Origin of the sequence: Flavobacterium sp. CLA17, from assembly GCF_013112255.2 — a bacterium.
GTDB lineage: Bacteria > Bacteroidota > Bacteroidia > Flavobacteriales > Flavobacteriaceae > Flavobacterium > Flavobacterium circumlabens.
This window is the reverse complement of sequence record NZ_CP068294.1, coordinates 5,434,585-5,452,793: the sequence shown is the minus strand read 5'-3', so window position 1 is coordinate 5,452,793 and position 18,209 is coordinate 5,434,585. Positions and strand designations below refer to the sequence as shown.

Annotated in this window: 21 protein-coding genes; 8 read left to right on the top strand and 13 right to left on the bottom strand. The window is 33.7% G+C overall.

What is annotated here, in order from left to right:
• Window positions 1-172 precede the first annotated feature (172 nt).
• Window positions 173-508 (top strand): hypothetical protein, encoded by a 336-nt coding sequence (locus HAV12_RS22530; protein WP_171571552.1) that lies wholly within the window; start codon window positions 173-175, stop codon window positions 506-508.
• Between the two features lie 82 nt (window positions 509-590).
• Here the strand turns inward: HAV12_RS22530 and HAV12_RS22525 are convergent, their stop codons facing one another.
• The 6 genes from HAV12_RS22525 to HAV12_RS22500 all read right to left on the bottom strand — a co-directional run bounded on the left by HAV12_RS22525 (window position 591) and on the right by HAV12_RS22500 (window position 6,255).
• Window positions 591-1,097 carry a GNAT family N-acetyltransferase gene (locus tag HAV12_RS22525; RefSeq protein WP_171571551.1) on the bottom strand — a complete coding sequence of 169 codons (507 nt, stop codon included), beginning with the start codon at window positions 1,095-1,097 and terminating at the stop codon, window positions 591-593.
• A gap of 78 nt (window positions 1,098-1,175) precedes the next feature.
• The gene (locus HAV12_RS22520) at window positions 1,176-2,135 is read right to left on the bottom strand and encodes a nitrilase family protein (protein WP_171571550.1); all 960 of its coding nucleotides are present in this window, start codon (window positions 2,133-2,135) and stop codon (window positions 1,176-1,178) included.
• A gap of 69 nt (window positions 2,136-2,204) precedes the next feature.
• Entirely contained in the window at window positions 2,205-3,032 is an 828-nt protein-coding gene (locus HAV12_RS22515; protein WP_171571549.1) for a helix-turn-helix domain-containing protein, read from the bottom strand.
• Between the two features lie 352 nt (window positions 3,033-3,384).
• Window positions 3,385-4,140, bottom strand: a complete 756-nt coding sequence (locus HAV12_RS22510) for an SGNH/GDSL hydrolase family protein (RefSeq protein ID WP_171571548.1) — start codon at window positions 4,138-4,140, stop codon at window positions 3,385-3,387.
• A gap of 64 nt (window positions 4,141-4,204) precedes the next feature.
• The gene (locus tag HAV12_RS22505; protein WP_132032317.1) at window positions 4,205-4,987 is read right to left on the bottom strand and encodes a DUF3050 domain-containing protein; all 783 of its coding nucleotides are present in this window, start codon (window positions 4,985-4,987) and stop codon (window positions 4,205-4,207) included.
• Between the two features lie 86 nt (window positions 4,988-5,073).
• A complete protein-coding gene (locus HAV12_RS22500; protein ID WP_127340632.1) occupies window positions 5,074-6,255 on the bottom strand; it encodes an acyl-CoA dehydrogenase family protein in 1,182 nt (393 codons plus the stop codon).
• Window positions 6,256-6,419: 164 nt separating this feature from the next.
• On the opposite strand from HAV12_RS22500, the gene HAV12_RS22495 reads away from it, so the two are divergent.
• Complete coding sequence (locus HAV12_RS22495; protein WP_171571547.1) at window positions 6,420-8,165, top strand: helix-turn-helix domain-containing protein; 1,746 nt, start codon at window positions 6,420-6,422, stop codon at window positions 8,163-8,165.
• 30 nt (window positions 8,166-8,195) lie between these two features.
• Here HAV12_RS22495 and HAV12_RS22490 read toward each other — a convergent pair whose 3' ends face one another.
• Both HAV12_RS22490 and HAV12_RS22485 read right to left on the bottom strand, forming a co-directional pair.
• Window positions 8,196-8,366, bottom strand: a complete 171-nt coding sequence (locus HAV12_RS22490) for an rSAM-modified peptide (protein ID WP_171571546.1) — start codon at window positions 8,364-8,366, stop codon at window positions 8,196-8,198.
• A gap of 46 nt (window positions 8,367-8,412) precedes the next feature.
• Entirely contained in the window at window positions 8,413-8,556 is a 144-nt protein-coding gene (locus tag HAV12_RS22485) for an rSAM-modified peptide (RefSeq protein ID WP_132032313.1), read from the bottom strand.
• A 259-nt stretch (window positions 8,557-8,815) separates the two neighbouring features.
• On the opposite strand from HAV12_RS22485, the gene HAV12_RS22480 reads away from it, so the two are divergent.
• From HAV12_RS22480 to HAV12_RS22455, 6 genes are all read left to right on the top strand, one after another.
• Window positions 8,816-10,375, top strand: a complete 1,560-nt coding sequence (locus tag HAV12_RS22480; protein ID WP_171571545.1) for a vitamin K epoxide reductase family protein — start codon at window positions 8,816-8,818, stop codon at window positions 10,373-10,375.
• A 69-nt stretch (window positions 10,376-10,444) separates the two neighbouring features.
• A complete protein-coding gene (locus tag HAV12_RS22475; RefSeq protein ID WP_158286284.1) occupies window positions 10,445-10,597 on the top strand; it encodes a hypothetical protein in 153 nt (50 codons plus the stop codon).
• Between the two features lie 466 nt (window positions 10,598-11,063).
• Entirely contained in the window at window positions 11,064-11,255 is a 192-nt protein-coding gene (locus tag HAV12_RS22470) for a hypothetical protein (protein WP_171571544.1), read from the top strand.
• A 267-nt stretch (window positions 11,256-11,522) separates the two neighbouring features.
• Window positions 11,523-13,715 (top strand): peptidase domain-containing ABC transporter, encoded by a 2,193-nt coding sequence (locus HAV12_RS22465; RefSeq protein ID WP_132032307.1) that lies wholly within the window; start codon window positions 11,523-11,525, stop codon window positions 13,713-13,715.
• A 2-nt stretch (window positions 13,716-13,717) separates the two neighbouring features.
• Window positions 13,718-15,013, top strand: coding sequence for an HlyD family secretion protein (locus HAV12_RS22460; protein WP_171571543.1), 1,296 nt, complete (start codon window positions 13,718-13,720; stop codon window positions 15,011-15,013).
• A 346-nt stretch (window positions 15,014-15,359) separates the two neighbouring features.
• Window positions 15,360-15,539: a hypothetical protein gene (locus HAV12_RS22455; protein ID WP_197984821.1), complete on the top strand. Its 180-nt coding sequence runs from the start codon at window positions 15,360-15,362 to the stop codon at window positions 15,537-15,539.
• Between the two features lie 49 nt (window positions 15,540-15,588).
• On the opposite strand, the gene HAV12_RS22450 is transcribed toward HAV12_RS22455, so the two are convergent.
• From HAV12_RS22450 to HAV12_RS22435, 5 genes are all read right to left on the bottom strand, one after another.
• The gene (locus HAV12_RS22450; protein ID WP_171571748.1) at window positions 15,589-16,296 is read right to left on the bottom strand and encodes a tRNA1(Val) (adenine(37)-N6)-methyltransferase; all 708 of its coding nucleotides are present in this window, start codon (window positions 16,294-16,296) and stop codon (window positions 15,589-15,591) included.
• A 141-nt stretch (window positions 16,297-16,437) separates the two neighbouring features.
• Window positions 16,438-16,641: a four helix bundle protein gene (locus HAV12_RS23005; RefSeq protein ID WP_255539426.1), complete on the bottom strand. Its 204-nt coding sequence runs from the start codon at window positions 16,639-16,641 to the stop codon at window positions 16,438-16,440.
• Window positions 16,598-16,789: a four helix bundle protein gene (locus HAV12_RS23000; RefSeq protein WP_255539425.1), complete on the bottom strand. Its 192-nt coding sequence runs from the start codon at window positions 16,787-16,789 to the stop codon at window positions 16,598-16,600. Before HAV12_RS23000 ends, HAV12_RS23005 begins: the two co-directional genes overlap by 44 nt.
• A 220-nt stretch (window positions 16,790-17,009) precedes the next feature.
• Window positions 17,010-17,534 carry a ribosome maturation factor RimM gene (gene rimM / locus HAV12_RS22440; RefSeq protein WP_171571542.1) on the bottom strand — a complete coding sequence of 175 codons (525 nt, stop codon included), beginning with the start codon at window positions 17,532-17,534 and terminating at the stop codon, window positions 17,010-17,012.
• Window positions 17,535-17,549: 15 nt separating this feature from the next.
• A complete protein-coding gene (locus HAV12_RS22435) occupies window positions 17,550-18,125 on the bottom strand; it encodes a 30S ribosomal protein S16 (protein WP_171571541.1) in 576 nt (191 codons plus the stop codon).
• Window positions 18,126-18,209: the final 84 nt, after the last annotated feature.

Here is an 18,209-nt window from a genome sequence, read left to right as displayed (position 1 = left end):
AATAATTGTTATAGTAGGAGATTCTAAAATGCCAGTTAAAAAATAAAGAGAACTTTTGGTACAGAATGCTAATACGGTGTGCTTTAAAAAAAAGAAAGGTAAAAATCCTTTATAAAAGGTTCTAATCATAATTTAACTATTTAATATTGTACTTCAATTAAAATAAGAAAATATGTATCAATATTATTTTCGTCCGGGGTACCAATCAGAAGAACTTTTGATTGATGTTTTTGATGGAGCTGAAAAGGAAACCTTTTTCCCGGATTTTATGACTGCAATCAAAGAAATAAAGCCAAAAATGATTGATATTCTGGATTTATGGATGAATGATGAGGTGCTGATGACCATAGATTCTGAAGCAGGAAAATTTACGGTTTCAAAAGATATCTGGGGATTTGCTTTTATTATGGCCGATCATAATCAGGAGGGATTATATCGGATCAATTCGATTTTAGAGAAGTCGGAACAGTTTGAAAAAATCGATGTTGATTTTGAAAATTATAAATAGCGTAAGATTTTTGAAAACTTAAAAAGCAAAACCCTTATGGAAATTCCGCAAGGGTTTTGCTTTTTTGAATGAAGCGGCTTTTTTAAAGTTTAATCTCAAACAAGCTAAAAGAACCTTCTTTGTAATGTTCCGGTAATTCTGCCGTCCATTCGATAACGCTGATGCCTTTGTAGTCAAAACCGCAGCTGGTGTAATATTTATTTATTCTTTCGTTACCGCTATGCGTGTCAAGTCGGATATACGTTTTTCCGTTTTCTTTGGCATATGTCTTAACCCATTCAATGATTTTCTTCACATAAGAACGTCCTCTGAATTTTGGATTCGTAGCAATACGATGAATATAGACGGCAGGGTCTGCAGCCGCTTCTTTCCAGATAATCAAATCGTTGAAGGTAAGCACAAAAGTACAGGCAATTTCGTCTTCTTCCCTGATTATAAAATGTCGGTTCTCTTCAATCTCCTTTTCGATCAGTGATTTTTCAAAGCCTCTCCAGCTTTTTATGTTGACCGTTTTTTGGTAAGAGGTAGCTTGATTATAAATATCGAAAACGGCATCGATATCTTCATTTACAGTTTTAAGAAATTTCATTATTTTGTTTTATTCTCTAAAATTAAAGGATATCAAAGATAGATTTTTGGCCGGTAAAAGACTTTCGATTTTTTGGTTTTAACTCTTTTTCCCATCAGCAAGCCATACTACCTTTTGTTCCGGTTGATGGTCCATACCAATGATCGCTTTGTATAAATCGGGTCTTCTGGCTTTTATGTAGCGATTGCCTCCTGCCAGAATGCATTTTTCAGGAGTAATTGTCGCTGTGGCAAAAGAGTCGTCAAAAGAGCGGCATTCGGTAAGGATATCACCAAAAGGATCAATAATCATAGCGCATCCGTTTTTCAACTGGTCGTCATCCATGCCGATAGGGTTTGAAAAGACGGCATAAATAGCATTGTCATAAGCCCTTGCCGGTAACCATTTCATTAACCAGTCACGGCCTTTCATGCCGTCAAATTCCATTCGTAAAGAAGTCGGGTCGGTTTCCCGGTTTTTCCAAAGCTCGGGAGCAACAAAGCCGGCACCTGGACGGGTAGAAGGAGTGCACATGGTCACGTGTGGCATAAAAATAATTTGAGCTCCCAAAAGAGCTGTGGCACGTACATTTTCGATTATGTTATTGTCATAACAAATCAGGATTCCACACTTCCAGCCGCCGATTTCAAAAATGCAATAACGATCTCCCGGAGTGAGATGCGGATTTATAAACGGATGAAGTTTTCGATATTTCGCAACTAAACCATTTTTGTCGACACAAACATAAGCCTTAAATAAAGTATCATTTTTATCTTTTTCAAAAAGTCCTGCCAATACAACAATGTTATTATTTTTGGCTATTTCAATAAGCTTTAAAATACTGTTCCCTTCCGGAATAATTTCTGCTACATCAAGCAGTTGTTCTTTTGATAAATGCCGGGCAAAAGTATATCCTGTTACAGAACATTCGTGAAACGCAATTACATCACAGCCTTCACTGGATGCTTTCTGCGAAAGTTTTTCGATTACGGACAAATTGTAGTTTTTGTCACCACTTCTGTTTTCAAACTGGGCAGTAGCTATTTTTAGATTTTTCATTTGGTGAATAATTAATGATAGATCAAAAATAGCAGTAGCGGCAATTTAGAAATTGTATAAAACCGACATTTACATTTTGCTTTTAGGAAAGGTTTCGATGAAATTGTTCGTTAGTTTTCCGGTATGATACAGATACTCCCGTGGTGTTATTCCCGTATGTTTTTTAAATTCCCGTATTAAATGTGACTGATCCGAAAACCCTGCTTCATACGAAATTGATGTGAGAGAGATGTTCCCGGTTTTGTTTTTAAGAAGACTTAAAAAATGTTGCAATTTTATAATGGCAGCAAATTTCTTTGGGTTTAATCCGATACCTTCCGTAAATTTTCTTTCGATATGTCTTTCCGTATAACCTGTGTAAGCTACTAATTGACTTAGAGAAAACTGGCCCTTGTTTTTGAGGATAAAATCTAAGGAGGCATTTGCTATCAATTGGTTTGTTTGTGGTTTTTTTGCTTCAATCCTTCTGAAAAAATGATTTAACAGCTGTAATCGACCCTTAATTGTTACTTGTTCGGCTAATTTTTCCTCAAGTTCTAAACCTGCACTGCCAAATATACCATCAATAGTAATAATAGCATCCCGAAATTCACTGCCGGAAACTCCTAATAGCTGGTTTATGCCATTAGGTTGAAAAACGACAATAACAATCAGTATTTCGTTGTCTGAATAAATATTTTTAAAACCGTTTGGTTGTCCGTAAAAAAAAGAGCCAGGCAGGTAATTTCGTGTTTCAGAGTTATTTAATCCAGCTATAAGTTTGCTTTTTTGTGAGAATACAATTCCGGTATTGCCATCAGAAAAAAAGCGGAGTTGCTGAGCCGTATTTCCTTTGTTTTCTAAAAAAAGATAATGCTTGATATAAGCTGATAATTCCCTCGGAGGCGAAACTTGCATAGTCTGTATGGTTGTTAACCTATGTATAGGTACAGTGAAGTAAAATTAAATATATTTTCCGGGAATTCTTTTTAATTTTTTAGGCAATCTGATTTCTCAGGCCTGAACACCTTCAAAAAAACTGATATTTGTCTTAATCTGATAGAATTATGTCTTTTACGGACTATTTGCTTTTTTGCGGTGCTTTACTTTTGTGCTATAAATCAACAATATGGAAGATCTGAATAAAATGGAAATTATTCGTGACAATCGGGTTTCAAGATTGTTATGGTTTGTTCTTGGAGCTATTTCCTCTTTTTTGATAAGTTTACTATTTTAAGTTCCTTATAAAAAATAATAGCAGAACAAAAGATTAATTTTGAAGTGCTATTTTTACTTTAGGCAACATTCTTTCCGTGAATAACGTATAAGCACTTTCAGAGGGATGCAGGCCGTCTCCGGCTACCAGATCGGGATTCATGAGTCCCTGACGTGTAATGTCGGTTATCGAAACAAAAACAACATTGTTGCTGGTGCAGTAGTTCTCGGCAAACTGGTTGTATTTGTTTATTTCTGCAGTTATTTTTTCACCTTGTCCTGCCATCTGGATTTTACCAAACGGAGTGTAGGCATAATCCGGAATAGAAAGTACAATTACATTTTTTTTGTCGCCTTTGGCTAAAGCAATAGCTTTGGTAACCAATTCCGGAAATTCCTTTTCATAGAGTGAAAAACTTCTGCCCTGGTATTGATTGTTTACACCTATTAATAAAGTTACCAGATCATAATTCGATTTGGGATTTTGTGCTTTTATTTCAGAAATTAAATTAGAAGTGGTCCAGCCGGTAGCAGCAATTATGTTTAGTGAAATACTGCTTTGAGGATAGATGGCTTTCAGGCTTGCTTTGAGTTGTTCGGGATACCTGCAGGTTTCACAGACACTTTGGCCTATTGTATAACTGTCTCCTAAAGCCAGATAATTAATTGAAGTTACTACAGGTGTAGCAGGTGTTGTCGTTGTAGGTGGTACAACAGTAAAATTGTTTTGCGAAGGCATTTCATCAGAACTGCAACTCATAAGAAAAATAGAAAATAAAACAATAACTATTTGTTTGAACTCTGTTGTCATAATTTGTTTAAATTAAGTTGGGACATTCTAAACAAATAGTTACGTTAAATACGCAGTTTTGGTTTTACACCATTTCTGCTTTCATTACTATTTCTTCTTCGATGGCATTCCAAAGACCGATTCTTTTTTCTAATGCCAAAATTGAAATATCTTCAACATCTTTCCATTTTTGGGCATCTTCTTCGCAAAGATCAGTGATCATTTGCATGGCCATTGGTCCGTGCTCGTCTGCATCTAGTTCGATATGTCTTTCAAAATAATAAAGCAGTTTACTTAAATCGGTTTCGGGCAGGTTTTTCTGGAAGTTTTTCAGGATTTCAGTAAACATACCCGGAATCAGATCTTCTCTTCCGAAAGTAAAGGCAGCAGCAATTTCGTGTGGTTTTCCTTGTTCGATAACTCTGAAGGTAAAATCTAAAAAGGATTTTACATCAGGGTGAAGCGCACTTTGTTTGATCGCAACAAAAATGTTATGAAGCGAATGTACTTCAGACAAAAAAGTATTGATTCCGGTGGTATCTGCTCCGCAATCTTCCATTGCTTCCAGATACATCTCGTAATGACTTTGTCTTCTTCCGTCTATCGTTAAATCAGTTTCTTCGGCTAGCACAATTTCATTGATTAAATATCTTGTTTCAGGATTTTTGGTCGCAAACCAAGGTGTTGTAGTACACGTAAGTTTAGCTTGTAACGCCTTTAATAATGACATAAAATCCCAAACAGCAAAAACATGGTTTTCTAAAAAGCTATGTAAATCATCTATACTTTGTATTTTATTATATAAAGAATGTTGTAAAAGCTGGTCTTTTTGAGGTTGGATGCTATTATTTATACTTTCAATATTCATTTTAATAAATTTTGAAGCAAAGATAAAAAGCTTCTCGGTAAGAAGAAGCTTTTTTATATTGATTTTGTATATATTTTAATAGACGGTTACGATTTAAATGCTGGAATTCCAGTTACATCCATTCCCGTAATTAATAAATGAATATCATGGGTTCCTTCATACGTAATGACACTTTCAAGATTCATCATGTGGCGCATAATAGAATATTCGCCTGTAATTCCCATTCCACCCAGCATTTGCCTTGCTTCACGTGCAATATGAATGGCCATATCTACATTATTTCTTTTGGCCATTGAAATCTGTGCCGTTGTTGCTTTTCCTTCATTTCTCAAAACGCCTAAACGCCAGGTTAACAATTGCGCTTTTGTGATTTCGGTAATCATTTCGGCTAATTTCTTTTGTTGTAATTGAGTTCCTGCAATTGGTTTTCCAAACTGAATTCGTTCTTTGGCATAGCGCAGCGCGGTATCGTAACAATCCATTGCTGCTCCGATTGCTCCCCATGCAATTCCGTATCTGGCTGAATCGAGACAGCCAAGTGGTGCGCCCAAACCGGATTTATTTGGCAAAAGGTTTTCCTTGGGAACTTTTACATTATCGAAAATTAATTCTCCTGTTGATGAGGCACGAAGTGACCATTTATTATGTGTTTCGGGAGTAGAAAAGCCTTCCATACCGCGTTCTACAATTAAGCCGTGAATTCTGCCCGTTTCATCTTTAGCCCAGACTACTGCAATATCAGCAAAAGGAGCATTCGAAATCCACATCTTGGCACCGTTTAAAAGATAATGATCCCCCATATCTTTAAAATTGGTGATCATACTTCCCGGATCAGAACCGTGATCAGGTTCTGTAAGGCCAAAACAACCCATAAATTCACCTGTTGCCAATTTCGGCAGGTATTTCATTCTTTGTTCTTCGTTTCCGTATTTCCAAATCGGGTACATTACCAAGGAAGATTGTACAGATGAAGTCGATCGTACACCGGAATCCCCGCGTTCGATCTCCTGCATGATTAAGCCATAAGAAATCTGGTCTAATCCTGCTCCGCCATATTCTTCAGGAATATAAGGTCCAAAACCACCAATTTCCCCAAGCCCTTTAATAATTTGTTTAGGAAATTCTGCTTTTTGAGCATATTCTTCTATAATAGGAGAAACTTCTCTTTTTACCCATGCACGTGCTGAGTCGCGCACCAATTTATGCTCGTCTGTCAATAAATCGTCAAGGTTATAATAATCTGGGGCTTGAAATAAGTCTGGTTTCATCTTTAGTTAGTTTTACAAAACAAATTTACGTAATAAAAATATAACAAAACAAAGGTAATTTGTTATATTTTAATAACATCTGATAAAAATAAATAAGAATAAGAAGAAGTAATTTTAGTTTATTGGTTTTTTATAAACTATTTTTGAGTCCAAAAACAATATAAATGAGGCTGATCATCTCTTTTTTACTTTTTTTTGTCCTGAATAATTCTTTTGCACAACAAAAGAAAGAATTAACGGAACAAGAATATTTGCTCCTGCAGGATAAAATACGTTTAAATCTTAACGCAAATAGAGATAGTGCTGCAGTCTACGCTTATAAAATGGCAAAGTCTGACAATAATAAGCATATGGCTTTTGCAAATGTTGCATTGGCATACTTATTTCAGTTAAAAGATCATACCGCAAAATCTAAAGAAAAATATAACCTGGCATTTCAATATTTAGATAAAATGCCCGAGTCCAGAGAAAAAATTCAGCTTAAATCTTATCTCTACAATTATGGCGGATTAATAGACGCTTCAAAAGGTAATTATAGTGCTGCTCTTGAAAATTATCAGAAAGGAATGAAAATTTCTGTTCAGATAGAAGACATTATCCAGATTGTAAAATTCAAAAGTAATATTGCTTTTATTAATGATGCAATTGGCAATTATCAATTGGCTATCAAAAACTTAAAGCAAATCAATGATTTTATAGACAAAAATGAAAGTTTCTATACCAAAGAGCAATTTCATACCATAAAGAGTAATAATAATCTTACTCTGGCAGGTTGGTACGAAAGTTGGTACATGAAAAACCAGAATCAGACAACACTACTTGATTCGGCAGCTTATTTTTATAAAAAAACAGTTTCGTATTCTCAAAATTTGCCAATGAACAATATCTCTGCTAAAATAAGTTTAGGGAATGTTTATTATATGAAAAATGATTTTAAGAATGCTGAAAAGACCTACTATAACATTATATTTTTTGCGCAGCAAAATAATTTTAACAGAGAGTATAAAATTGCCACTTACAATCTGGGTAATCTGTATTATGAAATAAAAAAGTATGACAGGGCACTGGTTTTTTTCAAAAAGGTAGATTCTGTTTCCATGGTAGATAATAGAAAAGATGAAAGCTTTTTAAAGTCAAATTACTATCAGGCAAAAATTTATAACATTAAGAAGGAACCTGAATTGGCTTTCAAGCATTCAAAAATCTATTTGGATAATTATGAGAAATCAGAGGCAAAATTAAACAATGAGGCTTTAGAGGTTAATTATAGATTGGGAACCGGTGATTTGAGTAATGAGATGGTTACTATTCAGAAAAAATATGAAAATGACGTTCTTTTGAATAAAGCGTTGAAGATTTTTTATGTTTTACTGGTGATCGGAATTGTCTTTTTGCTGATTAAAAACATCAGAGACAAAAATAAGGCGCATAAAAAAATGAATGCGTTGATTGAAGAATTTAAAGCGAATCTGGAGAAGAAAGAGAATCCTCAGCCCGAAATTGCTGTGATAGAGCAGGAAGAAGATGTATTGCTTAAGAAAGAAAATGCTAATTTGAGTATTGATGAAGCGAAAGAAAATAAAATCGTAGAAAAATTGCTGGCATTAGAAAATAAACTCGAATACTTAAATGCTGATTTTACGTTGTCTTATGTTGCTAAAAAAATAAAAACGAATACAACTTATTTATCCTATGTTGTAAATAAAAGATTTGGAAAATCTTTCGGCGAATATTCGAATGAGCTTAAAATTAATTACGTAATCAATGAGATGATTAGCAATCATATGTATCGCAAATACTCTACTCAGGCTATTGCAGAAAGTGTAGGGTTTAAAAATGCAGTGTCTTTTGCGAAATCATTTCGCAAAAGAACTGGAGTATCTCCAGCTCAGTTTGCGAATAATATTTAATTCGTTTTCAATGATTTTTTTCAGGAGACCTTATCCGTTTCCATTTCCTCCGGTGCCGCTGCCTCCCCCGCCTCTGATGGGGTCTTTTCCATCTACCGGATCTTCTCCGCCTGTTGGATCACCACCCCAAACCATTTTTTGTTGTGTTTTATTTATTTTATCGGCTTTGAAATCTTCGAATTTTAGTTTTTTACTTTTCATAATAATTATTTATTAAAGTTATTCTTTTTATCTGTTTAATTAAAATTTATCCATTTCCGTTAGTTGTCCCCGGACCGCGAACCGGATCTTTTTCTTCCTCAGGAATATTTCCTCCGAGTACAATTTTTTGCTGATTTTTAGATAATTTTTCTACTTCAAAATCTTCGAATTTTAATTTTTTTTTTGTCATGTTTTTGAGTGCTATGGTTTAACTTTTTCAAAACTAGACAAAAAGCAAAACCCTTAATCGAGAATTGGCTTTTTGCGATTTTATGAGCTGTAAAATAGATTTAATAAACTGAAAAACAGAGATTTATACATTTTATTCAGGCTGGTATAATTTATAAATTGTATGTGCTATAATTAATAAAAAGTATATACAAAGGCTTTTTTTTCAAATAAAAACCACAATATTTGCATCGTAGTTATGATTTAAACGCCACAAAAAGATGTTAAAACTGGTTCAGAAATTTCTTCTAATTAACAAGTACTCGGATATAAAAAATGAGTTCAAAGATTTGTTTCTTTCTCATCCAAATTATCCAAGTTTGTTTGCGATAACAGATTCATTGGATTTGTTGTCTGTGGAGAATGCAGCAGTGCGTGTTTCGAAAGAACAGATTGAAAATTTACCATCTAATTTTTTAGCGTATTTTAAAGAAGAACTTACTTTAGTTGAAAGATCAAACGATTATGTTCGCATCGAAACTATAAAAAAAGGAAGTGAAAAAATATCTTATGATAGTTTTCTCCTAGACTGGAATGGTGTAATTGTAGCAATTGAACCGAACAGTACAGTTGGAAGAGAAGGCTTCAAGGATCAATATAAAAATGTAAAATATTATGTTCCGTTATTTCTTTTAATTGGATTATCATTTTTTTACAATAGTTATAATTTTTTCAGTGCTGTATTTTTAACGACATCACTTTTAGGATTATTTGTTAGTATTTTAATTGTTCAGGAAAAATTAGGTTTAAAAAGTGCGATTATTTCAAAGATTTGTAATCTTACCCCTAATGCTTCTTGTAACTCCGTTCTTAATTTTGATGGATCCGGCAGAAAATGGGTTGGTTTTTCAGACTTGCCTTTGATTTTTTTTAGTTCAAGTTTTTTGGCAATCTTGCTTCAGCCTTCAAATTCATCAATTTTTATTGGTTTTTTGAGCTTATTGGCAATTCCGGTTGTTGTAACATCAATCTGGATACAAAAATTTGAAATTCAAAAATGGTGTGTAATGTGCCTGGCAGTTTCAGCTTTGATCTTGGTACAAAGTATAATTTGGTTTGCATCAGATTTTTTTACGCTGAGTTTTAGTTTCGGTAGTGTTTTCCCGTTTTTATTCTCACTGGTTTTTTTAGTAACATTCTGGATGGCTTTAAAACCTATTATTAAGAATATACTAAATGTAGATGGTGACTTAAAAGAGTTGAAAAAATTTAAAAGAAATTTTTCATTATTAAATTTTCTGTCGAAAAAGGTACCATATACTCTAGGATTTGAGGATCTGAGAGGATTGAATTTTGGAAACAGAAACGCAGCAATAAAGTTGTCTGTAATAATAAGTCCAAGTTGTGGACATTGTCACAAGACATTTCAGGAAGCATTTGATCTGGTTTTAAGATTTCCCGATAAGATATTCCTAAATGTATTGTTTAATGTTAACCCTGAAAATATAGATAACCCTTATAAGATTGTTGTCGAGAGACTTTTAACCATAAACAGGGCTACTCCGGGAAAAACAGTAGAAGCAATCTCAGATTGGCACATTAAAAAAATTGGGCTTAAAAAATGGTTGAAAAAATGGCATACAGAACCTGTAAGCATGTTGATAAACCAGGAGATACAAAAACAATATGAATGGTGCTCTAAAAACAATTTTAACTATACACCTGTTAAGATTGTAAATGAGAAAATATTTCCTAACGAATATGAACTAAACGAATTGAAATATTTTTTAAATGATTTTGTAGAGGAGAAAGAAATTGAAGTTTTAGAAAAGACAGCATAGATATAGAGTATAGACCTGAGCTTCAATGTCTTTAAATAGTTGGAGTAGTAACTCACAAAACTTAAAGTTATGTTAAAGAAAATCCTAAACCTTGAAGGAGCTAAAGAGCTTACAAAAGAGGAAAAAAAAGTTATTAAAGGAGGTCTTGCATGTTACGAAGACGGAACATGTCCTAAAGGATCAATTTGTGAATATAATTCCTGGCGTTGTATACGCCCATAATTTGATTTTACAGTTTTAGTACGCAAAAAATAAAGCCTTATTTAAAATTTAGTCATGTTTTTTTTGAATTTGTAGGCGCCTGATCGTGGAACATCGGGCAAATATCCCCACATTGATGATTGGTGTTGGGATTCTCAGGATAATTGGTCACTTGGTTGGTTTTATTTGGTTAGGACTAACCAGTGTACCATCTCCTAGAGAAATTAGTAGTACTAAAATGTATTTAATATAAAAGAGAGTGTAAACTTTCTTTTTTTTTGCAGCAGAATAAAATAGTAGTAAAAATACTATAATTGAATTGTTTAAAAACTTCATAAAGCCTAAACATTTTAAATTGAGAATATTAAAATGTCTAAGAGAACTTTTGAATTAGTAAGAAGTTCAGGAATGAAATATTCATTAATTGGGACTAATCAACAAATAATCTTACTTAAATAAATATTTAACATCAAACAAAATTCAAATTATGAAAAAACTAAAAAACCTAAACGGAGTTGAAATTTTAACGGCAAATCAGCAAAAAGAAATTAAAGGAGGAATTGATCAATATCATTGTTATGCCCCTATTTCTAAAGACCAATGTACTGCAGTTGGTGGAAAATGGAATACGTTCCAGAACATGTGCATTGTTGAGATCGGATCAGAACTATGCGGATAGTTATTTATTAAATATAAAATAGTAAAAGCAGAGAGGAAATTGTTCCTGTCTGCTTTTTTTTAGTTCATAATAATTATTTTTCTTAAAATAGCGCTGGTAATAGAAATAAAATTAGCGTAACAAATTGATATCTAAGGGATTGTTTTGTTTTTGCGAAATTGTTAAAAATAAATTGAATTAAATTTTAAATCTAACATATTATAGTGAGAACCTTCTTTTTTTAAGAATTTTTGTATAATATTGCTATTACATTAAATCAATTTAGAATTGAAAAAATTCACCAATTACAAACAAGCAGATTATAAAGATTGTGGCCCAACGTGTTTAAAAATCATTGCAAAACACTACGGCAAGACAATCCATATTCAGGAGTTGAGGGATCATAGTGAAACGACTCGTGAAGGAAGTAATTTGCTTTTTCTGAGCGATGCCGCTGAGAAAATTGGTTTCAGGACTTTAGGGGTTAAGTTAAGTCCGGAAAGGCTGGAGGAAGCTCCTTTGCCTTGTGTTTTGCATTGGAATCAGAATCATTATGTAGTACTTTACAAAATAAAAAAAGGTATTTATTATATCTCGGATCCGGCTTTTGGTTTAATTGAATATAATAAAGAAGATTTTATTAAATTTTGGATAGGAAACAATGCTGACGAATCTACTCAGGAAGGAATTGCATTGTTGATAGAAGCTACTCCAAAATTCTTTCAGACCGATTTTGACAGAGAAGATAATAATAGTTTTGGATTCGGATTGCTGTCACAATATGTATTGCGATACAAATCATTTTTAATTCAATTAAGTATCGGGTTACTGGCCAGTAGTTTGTTGCAGTTGATTTTTCCTTTTTTAACCCAGAGTATTGTTGATATTGGGATACAAAACCAAAATATTCATTTTATTTATCTGATTCTTTTTGCGCAATTGTTTCTTTTCGCCGGAAGAACAGGTTTAGAGCTTATCCGAAGCTGGATATTACTTCATCTTTCTACTCGAATAAACATTTCGTTGATCTCAGACTTCTTTATTAAGCTAATGAACCTGCCGATCTCCTTCTTTGATGTCCGCATGACGGGAGATATAATGCAGCGTATCAATGATCACCGAAGAATAGAACGAATTTTGACTACGTCATCCTTAAATGTTTTATTCTCTGTAATCAATATGTTCGTTATGGGAGGTGTTTTAGCCTACTTTAATCTCAAGATATTTTTTGTGTTTTTTGCAGGAAGTGTTCTTTATTTCGTGTGGATCACCCTATTTCTGAAACGAAGAGAAATTCTCGATTACAAACGTTTTGCCGAAGTATCTCAGGAGCAAAGTAAAGTAATGGAGCTTATTAACGGAATGCAGGAAATAAAGCTTCATAATGCCGAAAAACAAAAGCGTTGGGGTTGGGAGTATGTACAGGCAAGATTATTCCGGGTTTCAATAAAAGGGCTGATTTTAGAGCAGACGCAAACTATTGGGTCTTCTGTAATAAATGAGCTTAAGAATATTTTTATCATATTCCTGTCTGCAAAATTGGTTATTGACGGTTCCATTACACTGGGTATGATGCTGGCGATAAGTTCAATTGTAGGGAGTTTAAATGGGCCGATTACACAACTTATTGAGTTTGTCCGGGAGCTTCAGGATGCTAAAATTTCATTGGCAAGATTGTCTGAAATTCATGATAAAGAAGATGAAACGCAGCAGGAAGTGCATCAAACCAGTGATGTTCCTTTTGATGCTGATATAGAAATAAAAAATCTATCCTACCGTTATTTGGGATCCGATATTCCGGTATTAGATGATCTGAGTTTAATAATTCCGGCGAATAAGGTTACAGCTATTGTTGGCGTGAGCGGAAGCGGGAAAACAACTTTAATGAAATTACTCCTTAAATTTTATGAACCGGAAAAAGGGGAGGTTAACATAGGCACTACACAATTGAAGAATATTTCCCAAAAAGCATGGAGAGGCAATATCGGGGCTGTCATGCAGGAGGGTTTTATTTTTAGCGATACGATTGCAAATAATATTGCTATAGGAGTTGATAAAGTAGATAAAGAAAGATTGATTTATGCAGCCGACGTAGCGAATATAAAAGAGTATGTAAGTAGTTTGCCGCTAGGGTATAATACAAAAATAGGGGCTGAAGGTGTAGGGATGAGTACAGGTCAGAAACAACGATTGCTTATCGCGCGAGCAGTTTATAAAAATCCGGAAATACTGTTTTTTGATGAAGCCACTTCTGCTTTAGATGCTAATAATGAGAAAGAAATTATGCGAAAGCTGGATATTTTCTTCAAGGATAAAACGGTAGTTGTAATTGCACACCGGTTAAGTACGGTAATGAATGCGGATCAGATTGTAGTTTTAGATAAAGGAAAAATCATTGAAATTGGAAGTCATTCGGCTTTAGTAGAACAAAAAGGGAATTATTTTGAATTGGTTCGAAATCAATTGCAATTAGGAAATTAATCATGGCAGAAGATAATACTACATTCGAATTAAGAAGTGAAGAAGTTCAGGACATTCTCACAAAAGTACCACATTGGATGATACGCTGGGGGACGGTTTTGATATTTACCATACTTTTTATGCTGTTTTTTGTGTCCTGGTTTATTAAATACCCGGATGTTGTAAATACCGAAATTGTTATTACGACCAATATTCCGCCGGAAAAAATAGTTTCTAAAACATCCGGACGTATAGAGGCAATACTGGTTAAAGATAAATCTGTAGTGAAAAAAAATATGATTTTGGCTATCATTGAAAATACGGCCAACTATAAAGATGTCTTTTTGCTAAAAAGTATTGTTGAAGGCTACAGTATCAATGATTCAAAAAAAGATTTTCCATTTGCTTTACTGAAAAATGCGCAATTAGGAGAAATTGAAAGCGCTTATGCTGTTTTTCAAAAAGATTATCAGGCTCAGGAATTAAATAAAAATTTACAGCCATTTGAAGTGGAGAACAGAGCGCAGAATTCAGAAAACATTCAAATTAAGGAGCGATTGGAGATTTTGCAGCAACAGAAAGTAATCAACGAAAGTGAATTACAGCTTCAGAAGAATGAGGTCGCCCGTTTTGAAACATTATTCAATAAAGGAATCGTTTCAACTCAGGAAATGGAAGCTAAAAAGCTAAATTATCTCCAGGCTCAGAAGAATTACAGAAGCCTGTTGTCGTCTATTTCCCAATTAAGATCATCATTGATTGATAATACAAAATCAAGTCAGAGCTCTCATATAAACAGTACTAAAGAAGAAGTTAATCTGGGAAGAAATATGGCGCAGTCCTTTTATCAGTTAAAAAAAGTGATAAAAGACTGGGAACTCAATTATGCTTTAAAATCATCGATTAGTGGTGTTATTACTTTTTTACAAGTATGGACAGAGAATCAAACCATCAATTCAGGAGATAATGTTTTTTCGATAATTCCGGATGCGAAAAATGGATTTGTAGGCAAAGTAAAAGCACCGGCTCTAAATTCAGGTAAAATAAAAGTAGGTCAAAAAGTGAATATCAGACTGGCCAATTTTCCTGATCGTGAATTCGGGGTTTTATATGGTAAAATTCAGAATATTTCCCTGGTTCCGGATAAAGACGGTAACTTACTGTTAGACGTTGCCCTGCCAAACGGATTAGAGACTTCTTATAAAAAACAAATCATATTCCAGCAGGAAATGAAAGGAAGCGCTGAAATCGTAACCGAAGACTTGCGATTGCTCGAAAGGATTTTATATCAGTTTAAAAATATTTTCGAGCAGGTTTAGTAGTAACAGAGTCCTTTTAATCTCACTTGTAGTAATTCAGAACGTTTGATTCTTAGTTTTAATTTAACAAAATAACCCTAAAATGTTTTTAATAAACCTCTTATTTCCTTCCGTTTAAGAGATCAATATTTATCTTTATAAGGTTAGTTTTACATAATCGACTTAATGATTGTTTGGTTATGTACTCATTAATATTTTATGTCATTTAAATTTTTCAACTCCCCCGTTGAATGGCTCTTTTTTTCTATAATTCTAAAATGAATTAAGATATTCTTGCGCAAGAGTAGACATAAGACTCAAGTGTCTTAAAATGATTGAGTTATTACAAATCTATAAATTTTAAATTATGTTAAAAAAAGTTTTAAACTTACAAGGGGTTAAAAAGTTAACTGAAAAAGAGCAAAAATTAATAAAAGGAGGAGATTGGAGTTATTCTGATAAAACTGGCTATTGTGTGAATCCAAGTCCGACATGTGGAGGAGTTTATCCGGTGCAATACCCTGGAAGCTGGTGCTGTGAAAGATAATTATATAATAAGTATAGAGAGGGAGTGATGCTTTCTCTCTATATTTAAATTAAAATTTCAAATAAAAATCCTTAGTCATTTCAATATACTCAGGAGTGTAGTTGTGTCTTTCGATTTCGATAATTAATTCATCGATTTCAATTTCTGCCTTTTCGTTTCTGCTAAAAGCCAATAAACTACGCTTGATACTTGAGGTTGGAGTTCCTTTTACACGTGTAATCTTTAGAGGGTACAATTCGGATTCTCTAGCCAGGGCGATAAAACTTTGTTCTTCTTTGTAAGGAAGAATTAAAGCAAAGATTCCATTTTCAGAAAGCAATAGATCAGCAGCTTCTACTAATTCTTCAAAAGGCATGGCATCCTGAAAACGAGCCAGATCACGCTGTTCATTTTCGGTTTTATAATCTTCGGAATAAAAAGGAGGGTTCGAAACGATTAAATCATATTCATCTTCGGGTTCTTCAATAAATTCATCTAAGCCTGCATGATAGCAAAATAAGCGATCGCCCCAGGGAGAACTTTCGAAATTTTCAACAGCCTGTTCGTAGGCGTCTTCGTCAATTTCCAAAGCATCGATTTGTTCGGCATGAGTTCGCTGAGCGAGCATTAAAGCAATAATCCCGGTTCCGGCACCAATGTCTAAAACGCTAAATGGATTATTTGCTACTGGAGCCCAGGCGCCTAATAAAACACCATCGGTTCCGACTTTCATAGCGGTTTTATCTTGTTGGATAGAGAATTGCTTGAATTTAAACATAAAGATAGAAAATTCCAATTTTTAAAAATTCCAAATTCCAACAGAAGACTATAAATTCCAAAATGAAATTCCAAATTCAAATTGGTAAAAGTAAATTCCTGATGATTTGTACTGCAAAAATAAGATTAAAATCCTAATTAATTATTTTGATGTTTTGGTGATTATTGCCGATAGAATTTTTCGTAATTCTTCTACTTCAAATAATAAAGAATCAGAAATTATTTTTTGATCAGGATTTAATTCATTTAATAAGCGTAGCCAAAATTTAGATTCCTTCGCTTCCTTTCGGGAAATTTTTAATCTAAATAATAAATCCTTGATTTCCCAATTTTTCGTTAGCTTCAAAATAATTAGCTCCTACCGAACCAGATGATCTTATTAATTGTTTACCATCTTCAATATTTGATATCGTTTTTGGTAGGGTTCGAATGTAAAGTCTACATTCCTTTGCAAACAGAAAAGTTCTTTCTTCTAAATCGTAAGGTTTGTTCATGAAGTAAATTCCAATTTTTTAAATTCCAAATTCCAACGTTGGAATGTAAAATTATAAAAAAAGCATCAATAAAAGAAAGTTTTTTCTTTCAAAAATAAATTTCTTTACAAAATAAGAATCAACCTTTTAAGTTTGGAATTTGAAATATCATTCCAAGGCTTCGGGTTGTAATTTAACCTTTAGGTTGGAATGTGGAATTTAAAGAATTTGGAATTTAAAACTACAAGTACATCTCAACCAATCCTTCCGGAAGGTTCATGATCACTTTTTTATTCTCACGATCGATTTTCACTAAAAAATGATCAATCATCGGAATCAGCATTTCAACTTCGCCGTTTAAAACTTCAAAAAGAGGCTGTGCAGTAGTATCATTTACGGCAGCAATTTTTCCAAATACTCCTAAACGCTGGTCTTCGATTTCAAAACCAATTACTTCGTGGAAATAAAATTTGTTGCCTGTAAGTTTTGGCAGCATATTTAAAGGAAGATAAATGGCATTGCCCATAATGGCATCTGCATCTTCTTCGGTGTTCATATCTTCAAAACGAATTCTAAGAAAATCGTTTTTATGCAATGAACTTTTTTCAATAAAAAAAGGAACCAGATGTTTGTTGCATTCAACAAACACTGATTCCAGATTTTCGTATAACTCAGGTTCGTCCGTGTCTAAATAAGCCAGAACTTCTCCTTTGAAACTAAATTTTTTAGCGATTTTACCTAAATAAAAACAATCTTCTTTACGCATTATCGCTAACTAAAATTATGCTTCAGTTGTTTCGTTATTTTCTTCAGCAGCAGGAGCTTCAGTTTCTTCAGTTGATGCTTCAACTTCAGCAACTTCTTCTTCTTCAACTGCAGGATTTGCAGCAGCGATAGCATCAGCTTCAGCCTGAGCTGCAGCAGCTAAACGTTTAGCGTTAACTTCTTGTTCTGCTTTAAAAGCTTTAGCTCTCGCATCAGCTTGCACTTTTGTTAAACCTTCTTTTTTAGCATCAACTTTTCCAGCTTTAGCATCTAACCAGGCAGATAATTTAGCATCAGCTTGTTCTTGAGTTAAAGCACCTTTACGAATACCTCCATCAAGGTGGTGTTTCAATAAAGCACCTTTGTAAGAAAGAATTGCTCTGGCTGTATCAGTAGGTTGTGCACCATTGTGCAACCATTTTACGGCACTATCAATGTTTAGTTCGATAGTTGCAGGGTTTGTGTTTGGATTGTAAGTACCGATTTTCTCTAAGTATTTACCATCTCTTTTTGAGCGTGCATCTGCAGCTACAACCCAGTAAAAAGGTTTTTGTTTTTTACCGTGTCTTTGTAATCTAATTTTTACTGACATAATCTTATGATTAAATTTTGAGGTACTCGACCTCTGTTAATTAAGGGCGCAAAGATATAATTTTTTTCTTAATTCTACGTTCGA